General features: G+C 62.7%; 9 protein-coding genes and 1 tRNA gene. 7 read left to right on the top strand and 3 right to left on the bottom strand.

Going from position 1 to position 13,056, the window contains the following annotated elements:
- Positions 1-56 precede the first annotated feature (56 nt).
- From ABFD92_03600 to ABFD92_03585, 4 genes are all read left to right on the top strand, one after another.
- A complete protein-coding gene (locus tag ABFD92_03600; protein MEN6503602.1) occupies positions 57-3,176 on the top strand; it encodes a glycoside hydrolase family 2 TIM barrel-domain containing protein in 3,120 nt (1,039 codons plus the stop codon).
- Between the two features lie 2 nt (positions 3,177-3,178).
- Positions 3,179-4,192, top strand: a complete 1,014-nt coding sequence (locus tag ABFD92_03595) for a uroporphyrinogen decarboxylase family protein (GenBank protein MEN6503601.1) — start codon at positions 3,179-3,181, stop codon at positions 4,190-4,192.
- Between the two features lie 66 nt (positions 4,193-4,258).
- Complete coding sequence (locus ABFD92_03590) at positions 4,259-5,236, top strand: hypothetical protein (protein MEN6503600.1); 978 nt, start codon at positions 4,259-4,261, stop codon at positions 5,234-5,236.
- 65 nt (positions 5,237-5,301) lie between these two features.
- Positions 5,302-6,432, top strand: coding sequence for a hypothetical protein (locus tag ABFD92_03585; protein MEN6503599.1), 1,131 nt, complete (start codon positions 5,302-5,304; stop codon positions 6,430-6,432).
- Here ABFD92_03585 and ABFD92_03580 read toward each other — a convergent pair.
- Entirely contained in the window at positions 6,419-7,741 is a 1,323-nt protein-coding gene (locus tag ABFD92_03580; GenBank protein ID MEN6503598.1) for a hypothetical protein, read from the bottom strand. The genes ABFD92_03585 and ABFD92_03580 overlap by 14 nt on opposite strands.
- Positions 7,742-8,006: 265 nt before the next feature.
- Between ABFD92_03580 and ABFD92_03575 the strand changes: the two genes are divergently transcribed.
- Positions 8,007-8,078, top strand: a tRNA-Gly gene (locus tag ABFD92_03575).
- A 294-nt stretch (positions 8,079-8,372) separates the two neighbouring features.
- Here the strand turns inward: ABFD92_03575 and ABFD92_03570 are convergent.
- On the bottom strand, positions 8,373-9,026 hold the full coding sequence (locus tag ABFD92_03570) for a PEP-CTERM sorting domain-containing protein (protein ID MEN6503597.1): 654 nt from the start codon (positions 9,024-9,026) through the stop codon (positions 8,373-8,375).
- Between the two features lie 373 nt (positions 9,027-9,399).
- On the opposite strand from ABFD92_03570, the gene ABFD92_03565 reads away from it, so the two are divergent.
- On the top strand, positions 9,400-9,978 hold the full coding sequence (locus ABFD92_03565; GenBank protein ID MEN6503596.1) for a hypothetical protein: 579 nt from the start codon (positions 9,400-9,402) through the stop codon (positions 9,976-9,978).
- Between the two features lie 29 nt (positions 9,979-10,007).
- Here the strand turns inward: ABFD92_03565 and ABFD92_03560 are convergent, their stop codons facing one another.
- Positions 10,008-12,071, bottom strand: coding sequence for a hypothetical protein (locus tag ABFD92_03560; GenBank protein MEN6503595.1), 2,064 nt, complete (start codon positions 12,069-12,071; stop codon positions 10,008-10,010).
- A 346-nt stretch (positions 12,072-12,417) separates the two neighbouring features.
- Between ABFD92_03560 and ABFD92_03555 the strand changes: the two genes are divergently transcribed.
- Positions 12,418-12,732: a hypothetical protein gene (locus tag ABFD92_03555; protein ID MEN6503594.1), complete on the top strand. Its 315-nt coding sequence runs from the start codon at positions 12,418-12,420 to the stop codon at positions 12,730-12,732.
- Positions 12,733-13,056 lie beyond the last annotated feature (324 nt).

Here is a 13,056-nt window from a genome sequence, read left to right as displayed (position 1 = left end):
GCTTGCTTTCGGCGAGCGGCAGGGGCAGAATCGCACCGTCAAATGGAGACGCCGCCATGAACGATTGGGAAAATCCCGGCTTGACGAACCGAAACCGCCGCCCGCCTCGGGCGTATTTCTTCCCCCATGCTGACGCCGTCTCGGCCGCAAGCTGCGACAAGGGCCTCTCGCCGCGCGTGATGCTGCTCAATGGCGTCTGGAAGTTTCACTACGACTCCTGCCCCGCCGCGGCGCCGGAAGGCTTCGAGGCCGCAGGCTTCGACGCCTCGGCCTGGGACGACATCCGCGTGCCCTGCAGTTGGCAGATGCTCGGGTACGGGCGGCCGCACTATACCAACGTGGCCTATCCGATCCCGGTCGACCCGCCGCGCGTGCCCTCAGAGAACCCGACCGGCTCGTACCGGCGCGAGTTCGTCGTGCCCAAGGAGTGGAAAGGCCAGGTCATCCGCCTGCGATTCGAAGGCGTCGACTCGGCGTTTCACCTCTGGGTCAACGGTCAGGCCGTCGGCTTCAGCAAGGGCAGCCGCATCCCCGCCGAGTTCGACATCACGAGCCTGGTCAAGCCCGGGCGCAACGTGCTGGCCGTGCGCGTGTACCAGTGGTCGGACGGAACGTACTGCGAAGACCAGGACATGTGGTGGCTGTCGGGCATCTTCCGCGACGTGCTGCTGACCGCCCACCCGAGGCAGCATATCGAGGATGTGCAGGTCTGGACGGACCTGGATGGCAGCTATGCTGACGGCGCGCTGCACGTGCAGGCCCAACTCGCCGGCGGCGGCAAAGGCGCCGCACTGGAAGCGCAACTGCTGGACGCTTCCGGCAAGAAGGTCGCCGCAAGAAGTTCGGAGATCGTGGCTCTCGATGAAATCCCGCTCAAGCTCAACGTCAAGGACGTGGAAAAATGGTCGGCCGAGACGCCGTACCTCTACACGCTGCTGCTGACGCTTAAAGACTCGGGCGGCGAGGTGCTCGAGGTTGTCCCGCAGCGCGTGGGGTTCCGCAAGGTCGAGATCAAGGATGGCGTGTTCCGCGTCAACGGCCAGGCGATCAAGCTCAAAGGCGTCAACCGCCACGAGCACCATCCGGACCTCGGCCGCGCCGTGCCGCTGGAGACCATGCTGCAGGACGTGCTGCTGATGAAGCGGCACAACATCAATGCCGTCCGCACGTCGCACTACTGCGACGACCCGCGCTGGTACGACCTGTGCGACGAGTATGGGATCTATCTCGTCGACGAGTGCGACCTGGAGACCCACGGATTCTGCTACATCAAGGACTGGAAGGGCAATCCCGCCAACGACCCGGCGTGGGAAATGGCGTGCGTCGATCGCATGGAGCGCATGGTCGCCCGCGACCGAAATCACCCCTCGGTCATCATGTGGTCGCTGGGCAACGAGGCCAACTTCGGCTGCAACCACAAGGCGATGGCCGCCCGCAGCCGGGAGATGGACCCCACCCGCCCGGTGCATTACGAAGGGGACGGCGGCGTGATGGTCGCCGACGTCTACAGCCGCATGTACAGCCACATCGACCACGTCAAGAAGGTTGGCGAAGGGAAAGAGCCGATCGACCTGGGCGACGGGGCGTCGATGCGGTATGCGCAGTACCCGTTCTTCCTCTGCGAGTACGCCCACGCGATGGGCAACGGTCCCGGCGGGCTGCTGGAGTACTGGGAGGAGTGCATCTGGGCGTACGAGCGGCTGATGGGCGGGTGCATCTGGGAGTGGGTGGACCACGGCATCCGCCGGCGCACCGCCGACGGGCGCGAGTATTTCGCCTACGGCGGCGACTTCGGCGACGAGCCCAACGACGGCAACTTCGTCTGCGACGGGCTGATCTTCCCCGACCGCCGCCCCTCGCCGGGGCTGACCGAGTACAAGAAGATCATCCAGCCGGTGAAGATCGAAGCGGTGGACCTGGCCAAGGGCGAAGTGCGAATCACCAACCGCCATGACTTCCTGGGGCTCGATTATCTGACGATGTCGTGGTCGATTGCGGCCGATGGCAAAGTGATCCAGAGCGGCACGATGGCTGCGCCAAAGATCAAACCTCACGCCAGCCGCAATGTGACCCTGCCCTACGAGATGCCCAAGGGTCAGCCCGGCGTGGACTACCGGCTGATGATTGCCTTCACGCTCGGCCAGGACACCCTCTGGGCGGCTGCGGGGTTCGAGGTCGCCTGGGAGCAGTTCGCCCTGCCGGTCAAGACCGCCGCTGTGGCCGCCGTGCCCGTTAAAACGATGCCGCCCGTGCGCCTGACGCGCGACGGCAACAGCGTCACAGTCTCCGGTAATGATTTCGAGATCGCTTTCGACGCGCTGTCGGGCACGATCAGCCGCTGGGTGGCGGCCGGTCAATCGCTGCTGCGGACGGGACCGAAGCTGAATTTCTGGCGAGCGATCACCGACAACGACCGCGGCTGGGACAACGCAGGCTCGTGGCGCAACGCCGGGCTCAACCGCCTGCATCACCGCCTGGACGCCCTTGAAGCAAAGGAACTCGCCGGCGGCAAGGCCGCGCGGGTGAGCGTCGTCTCGCGCATCGCCCCGCCCGTCGCCGGCCACGCGCTGCTCTGCCGCTACGACTACACCATCACCGGCGACGGCCAGATGCGCATCGACGTCTCCGGCGAGCTGCAGGGCGAACTGCCCCCCACGCTGCCGCGGATCGGTCTGCAGATGACCCTGCCGCTCGGGCTGGACCGCGTGAGCTGGTACGGCCGGGGCCCCGGCGAGTGCTACGTCGACACCAAGCAGGCGCAGCGCTACGGCCTGTGGCGTGCGGGCGTGGACGAGCTGTACACGCCTTACATCATGCCGCAGGAAAACGGCAACCGCACCGACGTGCGCTGGGTGAGCCTGACCGACACGCGGGGCGCCGGCTTGCTGGCGGTGGGGGCGCCGGAGCTGAACTTCAGCGTGCATCGCTTCACCACGCAGGATCTCGACGCCGCCCGCCACACGCACGAACTGACGCCGCGCGACTTCCTGACGCTCAACCTCGACTACCGCCACAACGGCATCGGCACCGGAAGCTGCGGCCCCGGCCCATGGGACCGCTACCTCCTCAAGAGCGGCCCCTTCCAGTTCGCGATGATCCTCCAACCGATCGACGTCGACGCAGCCGCGCTATGGAGTGCGGCAGCCAGAGCTGCCGCTTTGGAAGTTGTTAAATAGGGATGACCCCGCGCCAGATCATCCTGGACCAGATCGCCCACCGCCAGACGGACCCGGTGCCGTACACGCTGGCGTTCGAAGGCGGCGTGGCTGAGCGCGTCGACGCGTATTATGGCAATGCCGACTGGCGCAAGCGGATCATTCCGTACATCGCCCCTTGCGGGGGAATCGCGTGGCCGCCGAATCAGCGCATCGACGAGGCGCACCATCGCGACGCCTTCGGTACGCTCTGGCGAACCGATAAGGAAGCGCCGGTCGTGATCGAGCCGGGCCTCAAGAAGCCGTCGTTCGACGGCTACGACTTCCCCAAGGCCCAGGCGTTTCTGAACCCGCAGGCGCGGCAGGGCGTGATCGACGCCGTCGCGGCCAATCGCGATTCCTTCACGTACATCCACCTCTGGACATGCATGTGGGACGCCTGGTACCTGCGCGGCTTCGAAGAGACGCTGATGGACTGCGTGGCCGAGGAGGATTTCTACGCCGAGCTGCTCGACCGCATGTGCGAGCTGACGATCGAGTTCATCAATGCCTGCGAGGGCATCGAAGCCGACGCCATCTTCATGGGCGACGACTGGGGCATCCAGCGCGGCATCCTCATGGGGGCCGACCGCTGGCGGCGGTTCTACAAGCCGCGCTACGCCCGAATCTTCGATGCCATCCACGCCCAGGGCAAGAAGGCCGTCGTCCACTGCTGCGGCAGCACGGCCGACATCATGGGCGACATCTGCGAGATCGGCCTGGACGTGCTGGAAAGCGTCCAGCCCGAAGCGGCCGGCATGGACCCCTACGCCCTCAAGAAAGCCTGGGGCGATCGGATCACCTTCTGGGGCTGCCTGGGCAGCCAGAGCACAATCCCCTTCGCCGGACCTGACGAACTGGTCGCCGAGATCCGCCGCCTGCGAATCGAAATGAGCAAAGGCGGCGGCTTCATCCTCGCCCCCGCCAAACCCCTGCGCCCCGAAACGCCGACAGAAAATCTCGTCGCGCTGGTCGAGGAGTTCCTGTCAGGCGGGTGACAGTACCAGCGTCGATAGCGAGCCTGCTCTATTGAAGAGCTGGTCGTGGTACGATAGAGTCGCGTCGTGGTTAAACAGGACATGACGTTGCCTCCACCCCTTCCGGAGCCTTGGGAGTCCCGGCTTCTGTTTCCCATGCGGTTCAGCGCAGTTACAACAGGATTCGTTCGAGTTGTAGGCGCCTTACCTTTCCTGCTCTGGATATGGTTCTGCATCAAGCTCCTGATCAGAAGCGACTGGAAGATTCAATATGTGTGGGCTAGCGTTTTAAGTCTGTTCATCCTGCTCGTGCTGGCGGTGTTGATGAGCCGATTGGCGGCGGTAAGCGCAACGCAAACAGGGTTGACTGCAAAGGTCTGGGGCCGCCGGTACGACATCCCCTATTGGAGCATTTCCAAGGTGTCTTGCCGGCAGGTGGGCAGGATGTTTATTCTTTTTCATCCTTTGGTGACAGTTGATTTTGTCGGACAGGGCAATAAACGCCAGTGCATTCGATTTCTGGCGAGGTTTACGGATGGTTGGGTCAATGGAGTCCATCCTGACGTGCAGGTTCTAGCAGACCAGGCGAGTCTGCTGGTTCAATCTTTGAGCACGGTAACAGGGCGTCTTGTTGCGCACGGCACGTACTCTCTTCGATTGGTCAGCCGAGCCGCCATAGTGTATGAGATATTGCTCATCGAGAACGGCAGAGAAGTGTCGCTGGGATCAGGTGTTTCCCGCGCAGGGAGTGGTAAGCATATCCACCAAATGCTCTTTCAAGTCTACAAGGATGAAGGAGCAGAAAGCTACTTCGCGTCGGAATTCAATTCCCGGAGAAACCATTCAATTCCTCTGCCACAATTCAAACGGCTCATTCTTGACAGAAAAGATTCTGGCAGGTGCTATCTAATGGAGCCTGGCACCCATGTCGTCTATTGCGTCTACTGCTATAGAGCGGGGGCTATTTCTGTTCCAGCCCCAAGAGAAACAATAAGAGAACTTTCAAAATTGCGGGAGTTGACACGACAGCACAATCTTTCATGCTTGGCGGTAACAGTTGAATAGGCGAAGCTGAACGGCAGGTCCGTTTCTTCTGAGAGCACGGCCAAGCATAGCACGTGGAGCGGCATTTGGACGTTCGTAAAAAACTCGCCGAGCGGATGGACCGGTGGAAGCTCTTCCACTCCCGCAAGGACCCGGGCGATCTGATGTTCTATGTCTGGGGCGAGCGGGGGTGCAGCCTCGAAGCGTATCTGTGCCAGAAATTCAAGGAAGGGCCCGTCGAGAGTGTGCTCGACGATCGCAACATCCCCGCCTTGATCGAAGAGTATGTCGCGCAGCATCGAGCTGCCATCGCGGCTGGGTACCGCTTTGACGATGACGCGGTGCCCACGGCGCTGGTGTACTGGGGCATCGGGGCGATCAACGCGGCGATGACCGGCGGCTGGCCGATGCACGATGGGTTCACCAGTTGGTATGAGCCGAATCGATCATGGGAGCAGATCGCCCAGCTCAAGTTCGACCCGGACAATCCGTGGGTGCAGTTCGCGCTGAAGGTCAACCGCGAGCTGTGGCGGCTTTGGGAGGGCGACTTTCACGTGCTGCCGTTCCTGTACCGCTCGCCGCTCGATGCCGCCAACGGCGTGCGCGGCAACGAACTGTTCGTCGAAATGTACACCGACCCCCAGCGCGTACACGCCCTGATCGGCTGGTGCGTGGATTGGATGGTGGCGATGGAGGAGTTCCTGGCTGGCCAGGCCCCGCCCGCCGCACCGGCCGGCTGGGGCACAGCCGTCTGGGGCGCCTGGCTGCCCGACCGCAGCGTCTTCGTCAACGGCGACCCGGTCGGCCTCATCAGCCGCGAGATGGCGCTGGAGTTCGAGAAGCCTTACAACGAGCGGTTCTTCGCCCGCACCGGCGGGGGGTTCTACCACAATCACACGGTGGGGCTCTACCAGGCCGGCCTGGTCTGCTCGACGCGTGGGGTCCTGGTGCAGCACTACGTGGATGACCCCGGTCAGCCCAGCGTCGTGCAGGCTCTTCTGGACATGCCGCCGTTGCGCGAAAAACTGATCGAGGCCTCGCTGCACGCGCCGATCGGGTTCTGGGGCGCTCCGGCCGAGCGGCTCGATGAATTGCTGGATATCGCCCGGCACGGGCGATTCGTCATCGGACTCAATCCCCCCAGCGACGACCCCCGCGACGTCGAAGCCATCCTCTGCAAGGCGCGATCGGCCGGCAATAGCTTCACTGCGCGCTGAACGACGGTGGGGCATCCGCCGGGCGCGACGTGTCAGCTTGCGTTGACGGCTTGGCCGGACCGCTCGCCGGAACCGGCAGCGATGCGAGGTTGATCTTCAGCCCGCCGGCCAGGGCGTTCATCGACGCCTGGGCCAGGGCGGGCTCTTTTCCCGGAGCCGTGACAATCATCAGATACGCGTTACGCTGCGGGTAGGGGTCCGCCTCGTCGCCCTGGGCCAGGGTGCATACGCCCCGCAGTGCCGCCACGCGCGTTACAGCCGGGCGGCTGGCGGGCCCGCTGCCGCTGGCGGCGGCGCTCTGTCGCACGATCACCTGGTAGGCCTCCAGACCGCTGAGCCACTGCGGGCCTCGCTGCACGGCCGTTGTCTCCAGGCCCTGCCCCGCCAGGCATGATTGCTGAAACTGCCCCAGGATCACATCGACGCTGCTGCGGGCGGTCACGTCCGTGTCTACCGACGCCACCACCATCTGTCCACGGTAGACGCTCGTGCCGCCCGACAGAAAATCCAGCTCGCGCAACTCCACACCGTCTCCCTTGGCCACAACCTGCCAACCTGCCGGCAGCATCATCGAAAACCCGCGTTTGCGGTCTGTATGCGCGGCGACCAGCTTGCCGATCTTGCTCGTATCGCTGTGACGCAGATCGTGCAATTGAATGCTCCTGCACATCGACGCCAGCACCGGGACCATCAATTCCTGAACGCTCTGCGTCGCCGTGACCGACAGCGAGTAGCACAGTCTCAGCCGCGAAGCCGCCAGGTTGCGGATGAAATACACGCGCACCCCAACCCCGCGGCTGCGCGGGGTGTTGAGTTCGTAAAGGCGGGCCAGCGCGTGCATGCCCGCCACGGGCAACTGCGTCTCGGTGGTCATCTTGAGGCTGCTGACCCAGCCCATCTTGACCGCCAGGGTTTCGAAGGCGCCCGCGACCGAGGCCGGCGTGGCTTGCGAGTCAACCACCTCCACCGTCAGCGAGACGGCCATCGCCCCGGGCCCTTGCGCACGCTGCCACAGGGCCCGCGCCAACTCCTGCGGACCTTGCGACGACGCTGTCGGCGCGGCGTACTTGAACAGCGGCGGAACCGCCATGCTGATGCCCGCCGCCGGAAACTCGACCCGCTCCCCCAGCGGCACCGACGGTTCGGCCGGGTCTTGCGAGCGGGCCAGTTGGGCCCGCGGATCTGAGGATAGCGCCCGCTCGCGCGGCGGCGCGCCGGGCGCCGCCTGCTGTCCCGCCGCCGGGCGAACCGGCGCCGCCAAGGCCGCGGCTGTCAGGATGGCTGCTGTGCAATATATAGATGTGTGCATGTGTCGCCTGCCTCAAACAGCAGTTGGTGAATTGCGTGGAATATACTCCCTTGTCGCCGCGCGGGCAAGCAACTGCAAAAGTCATGACCTCGGCCGCGCGACGCGGCGGCAAGAGTAATCTCAACCGCCGTGACGACCGCGCGATGGCTGGAGTCTCCACAATTCTCGCTCGGCCGCCTCTTGCGGCATGAAGCAAAAAACGCGCAGAACTCTTGTCAAGTCCTCTGGACAAGCCCGCGGCAAGGGGTATAATGTTTGTGTTCATGCGGGCGTAGCTCAGTGGTAGAGCGTCACGTTGCCAACGTGAATGTCGTGAGTTCGAGCCTCATCGCCCGCTCTTGAGTAGGGCCGGTGCCGAAAGGTGCCGGCCCTTGCCGTTTTTTGCCAACTCATTGCTGATACAAGCCAGTCATCGAACTCAAGCTGGATGGCGCTCAGGAGGCACTGGAGGGCCTGCCAGTGTTCTCCCGGAAGGCTTGCACGCAGAATGGGCATCTTACGACACCTCGGGGTATCTGAACGTGACCACCCGGATCATTCTAATGGCAGCGAATCTCAGGCCCCGAGGAAGGGATGAAAACGGGCGGCCCCGACCCATCCCGCCCGTCTCAAGCTCATCTGGATTGAGGAACTATTTCTTCTTCCGCCGAATCAAGGCCGCCAGGCCGCCCAGGGCCAGCAGGGACATCGTCGCGGGCTCAGGTATTGTGAAAGCGATATTGTCGAGAGTCACATCGGCAGCCGTCTTGGCACTGAACTCGAAAGTCAATCGGTCCACGCTGTTCCATGCTGTGATCACCGAAAACGATGACGCTGGAATGCTTATCTGGCCTGGGGTGGCAGGCCAGTTCAAAAGGTACGAATCCGTCTGACTGTCAGCGGCCACTGTGATCGTGATCGCGTTGTTGCCCGCGCCGGTTCCAAGATCCACATAGGTGAAATCGAGCTGGAACGCACCGCCGGCGGCCAAGGCCACGTTCAGGTCTGTTGACCGCCCATATTCCAGTAGGAATCCACCGCTGTAACGCGGACCGGATTCGTAGGTCCCCTCACCGAGGTAGTCAACGGTGTTGATTTCTCCGTTAACTTGGCGGGCATTGCCTGTAACCGAAAAGTACCGCTCTCCGCCGATGACATCACTTGTGGATAGCCCCGAAACGGTATTGCTGCTCCCCCCCGCGACATACTGTTCACCCACGTTGAAGGTGTCTATGTTGATTACCGAGGCAAAGCCCGCCCCTGAGAATCCAAGAGAAACACAGACCAATGCTAATATGGCCCTCATCTTCACGTGAACCTCGCTTCTGCCGGAGTTTCCGGTCAATTAACAAATGAGCAAGAAAACAACCTGATCAGGCCTGCGATATGCCCGCCTCCGTCTCTGCTCACCCAAGCGCCGGTAGAATGGCAGCTTCTCCTGGGTCCATCAACGGGGCATTTGGCCTAACGAAATCAGTATAGCCACATCGGCACACATGTCAAGAATAATTAGCGATTCATCAGCAGGCCTGCGACCATCCTAATGGATTGGCACTACAGATTCGTGGATGAGCCAGCCTAAACGCCTTCATCTCTCGTGCCTCACGAAATCGACAGACCTTGCCTTGGCCTCCAGTTCCCTCTACAATGCTTTCATCATTTCGTTCTGGTGAAAGGGCATGACCATGATCGTCTATGCCTGTAGAGGTTGCGGAGAACAACTGCAGTCCCCCGTCAGCCTAATCGGCCAATTGGAATCCTGCCCAGTTTGTAGACGCAAGAACAGAGTCCCCAGCCCTGAAGAATTGGCAGCAGAAGACGCTCGACGCAAAGAAAAGGCCAGAGAGGAAGAAGAGCGACACAGGAGGCTGGCCAAGCTCGATTCCGGTTTTGTACCCCACGAGATACCGTGCCTTTCCGTTGCGGGCATCATGGACGCGGGCAAGCAGCGTCTCGTAAAGAAGTGCCGAGAGAAGCAGTCCATTCTCCTCGTTCGTAAGAACAAACGCGTGGTTCGTGTGTGTGCGAAGCTGGGAATATTTAATCGTGTCAAAGAACTCGGCTATGTGCCTGAACGGTACGCCGAGCCGATTTCCAAGTTGATGGACAAGGGGTGGGTTGCGGAGGCAGAAATCTTCTCAGTCGTCTGTGGTGTGGGCCTCCACGGAATCGGCAAGCGGTACACCCTGCGAATAAGGGGACAAATGAAACCGCCGGAATGGGAGAAGCGGTTGGCGGCATATGGAGGGGAATGTTGAGCGGGTTACAGCGTAGCTCGTCAGGGCATCTAGTACGTCGGGCATGGCGGATGTGCCGCCTCAAAGAGACTTGGCGGCAGCGGGTCGCTTCTCATCCCAGCGGCTGCCCGTTGGAGCTGTTGCCTCGTCAGTTCGGGCAGCCGCGGGTCCTCGGCCATGATCTCCACGGTGGGTTTCACCAGCGGCGAAAGGGCCTTGATCTGCTCTTGGGCGAACTCGCGGATGCGCGCGTCGGGCGATGCCAGCAGTTTGACGCACGCCGCGAGGGTCTGCTCCTGGGCACGCAGCAGCGGCGCATAGAGCAGATAGCCCGGATCGTCAAAAGGATCGGCGTCATAAAGCAGTATGGTGTGGTGGTTCGCCAGGATCCGCCGGCCCTTGCTGTCGAAGGCGATATTGAAGTAGTCGCTGTGCAGCCGCACGCACCGCCCGGCGGCGGCGTCATACTCCCACACGCCGTCTTTGCGATGCATGAGGAGTCGCTGCCCTCTGGCGGCGCATTGGCCCAAGGGCTCCCAGCGGCCTTGTACCTTCTGCATGAACGACGGCATGCCCAGGCCGTGCTGCAAGGGCACGGATGAATACTCGTAGGGCCCGATCTTGAAGGAGAACTGCTCGTAGAGCAGGTCCAGCGTGGCAGGCACGAACGCGTCCTGCGCCGGATCGTGTCTGAGATAGCGCGAATGATCGGCGGCCCAGACCTCCCCGGTCCTGGGAGACAGCCAGATGGCCGAGGGGTTCTTCAGCGGGTATCGCTTCGAGTTCCCGTCGCCGTCGAGCCGGACGACGTTCCACCGCCACATCCACCATCGTCCCTGGCGGTCCTGAAAGCTGGGCAGCCCCCAGTCCCTCTCGCGTCGGACCTCGCGCACCGGGCGCGGCTGGGCGGCGCTGTAGTCCATCAACCGCATCGTTGCGGCGGAGTAATCGTCCATGACCCAGGCCAGCTTTTTGTCCGCGTCGACGACGGAAAATGCCTGGTTCCAGACCGGCACCGTCCGCCTCCATCGGCCTTGCTGGTCGTCATAATAAGCGCGGTCGGGCCTGGCGGCTTCGATGCCCTGGACTTCGTGGGCGGTGACGGGCGTCCACTTGCCGTCTTTGTACGTCTGTGTCGGCAGCCAGATGTCGCCGTTGATGTCGCGAACGGGAAAGGCAATGGGTGTCTGACGGCTGTCGAGTTCGCAGCGGGAGGCCGAGCCGGTCAGGCATGTGGCCTTGTCTGGCGAAAGGAGCGTGACCACCATGGGTTTGAACTGCCCGCATTCGAGGTCCAGGTACAGCGGCGTTTGGTGCCGGCATTCAACCACGCCTTGCGACGTCAGTTCCCGAAGGAGTTGCATCCCCCGCAGGTCTCCCAGGCGGCCATTGGGGCTGTGCAGCGGACCGGGCAGAGACAGGTACGTCCTGGCGCCCAGTTGAAGATAGCCCAGCCGATTTTCGTCAGGGAGAGTCCCGGGCAGAATTGCCGGAGCATCGAGAGCGGACTTGCTGACGCGCGCAAGCTTTCCCACGCCGTCGTGGATTTTGATTATGTAGCACTCGTCCAGCGGCACGATCGCCGAAGCCCCAGGCAGGCTGTCGCTGCGTATCCGGCGCCAAGTGCTGCCGCTGAGTTTGAGAATGCTGCAAGATGCCGCGGCCTTGGCCGGACCGGACCTGTCGGTCGTGAGGACAACGACGTCGCCGTCGCTGTCCAACGCCGCATCTTGAATCTCGCCGCTTTTCTCGATGTCCGGAAGGCGCCGCCAGCCGGTGCCCTGCGTCCACAGGAACAGCCGCGGCTGGCGTTCGAACAGCAGCAGGCATTTGTTATTGCGGGCCGCCATCCGCTCGACGCCGTTGCCGCTGATGGGCAGACCGTCGCGGTCGGTGAAGGCCGTCAATATCCGCTGTTGCATGTCGTACTGCTGGACCTGACCGCACCACAGGCCGCCTTGCATCCACAGGTATCGCGGCGTAACGGCCTGGATGAAATTGTAATGCTCGCCGGTGGGGAAGATGGACCATCGCTCCTGCGGCGTCCGCAGGTCGCAACCGCAGACACAGAGCATGCACGCTGCCGATGCCACAGAGAGTAGACGCACACTCATAGTGATCTCCCCGCCCCGGGGTTATCCGTTATCCGGGGACAAATTTATCCGGAGGTTATCCGGGAATCGCGGTTCTCGTGTCCATCTCGTCTTCTTGGCCTTTGAGAGGCGCCCGCCGGGTTTGGGGAGTACAGGCTGGCCCAGGGCGGCTAGGAACTTCTTGGCGAATCCCACCGATCCCAGCGGTGTGCCTGTATTCTCGTCCCGACGCAGCGCCTGGGCAAGCGGTTGCTCGTCCTTTTCGTCGCAGAAATATTCTTTCGTAATCCCAACCGCCAGTCACGTCTACTATTTCCGTTTCCCGCGGTCCACTGCGGCGAGGCGGCCTCCCGAGATATCCCGGGGCATGCTGGACATGGCGGCTTGGAAGAAGATCCAGCCTCCCGACGGCAACTGGCGTGAATCGCTGGCACGGCCGCAGGACAAGCCGACGCTGCGGCAGATGCGGACGTGGACGCACCGCGGCCGCCCGCTGGGCAGCGACCGGTTCATCGCCAAGCTAGAGCGTCTGGTCGGCCGCCGCCTGCGCCCCCTCCCCGTCGGCCGCCCGCGCCTGGAGAAGAAACAAAAGGACCGTGAGCCTATGAAAATAATGGGTGACTGTCCCCAATGGCCCCTACGTACTCTTCGCCAGGAAGGAATACTGCTGGTCCAAAATTGATCATGCTGTGGCTTGGATTGCCTGACCGGATCAGACTATGCTCAAAACGGAACCGAGTGGGCTTTGCTCGGTGGCACATGATCCCGGCAGAGGAGCAGTACGGTCTTGGGCGTTATCGGCATGGCGGCTGAGAAGCGACCGCCATGGCACCCCTTGCGATTCGATTAATAGCTCGGCCCGGCTTCGCGGAAGAGGATGGCTTGCCAAGGCGTACTTCGCCGCTGTCACGATAGATGGGGGGCCCGGCTTCGCGGGAAAAGCTCCGCTGCGCCGTGGCAGTCTTCGTTCGCCGCCGGCGGCGAACGAAGACTGGAGCTGAAGGGA

It is taken from the genome of Planctomycetaceae bacterium (assembly GCA_039680605.1).
Taxonomy (GTDB): Bacteria; Planctomycetota; Phycisphaerae; order SM23-33; family SM23-33; genus JAJFUU01.
Note: the sequence above shows the minus strand (reverse complement) of the source record. Positions and strands in the feature narration are given on the sequence as shown.

Coding starts and splice junctions, on each gene's coding strand:
- ABFD92_03600 (MEN6503602.1), top strand. CDS start 57: ATGAACGATTGGGAAAATCCCGGCTTGACGAACCGAAACCGCCGCCCG.
- ABFD92_03595 (MEN6503601.1), top strand. CDS start 3,179: ATGACCCCGCGCCAGATCATCCTGGACCAGATCGCCCACCGCCAGACG.
- ABFD92_03580 (MEN6503598.1), bottom strand. CDS start 7,741: ATGCACACATCTATATATTGCACAGCAGCCATCCTGACAGCCGCGGCC.
- ABFD92_03570 (MEN6503597.1), bottom strand. CDS start 9,026: ATGAGGGCCATATTAGCATTGGTCTGTGTTTCTCTTGGATTCTCAGGG.
- ABFD92_03565 (MEN6503596.1), top strand. CDS start 9,400: ATGACCATGATCGTCTATGCCTGTAGAGGTTGCGGAGAACAACTGCAG.
- ABFD92_03560 (MEN6503595.1), bottom strand. CDS start 12,071: ATGAGTGTGCGTCTACTCTCTGTGGCATCGGCAGCGTGCATGCTCTGT.
- ABFD92_03555 (MEN6503594.1), top strand. CDS start 12,418: ATGCTGGACATGGCGGCTTGGAAGAAGATCCAGCCTCCCGACGGCAAC.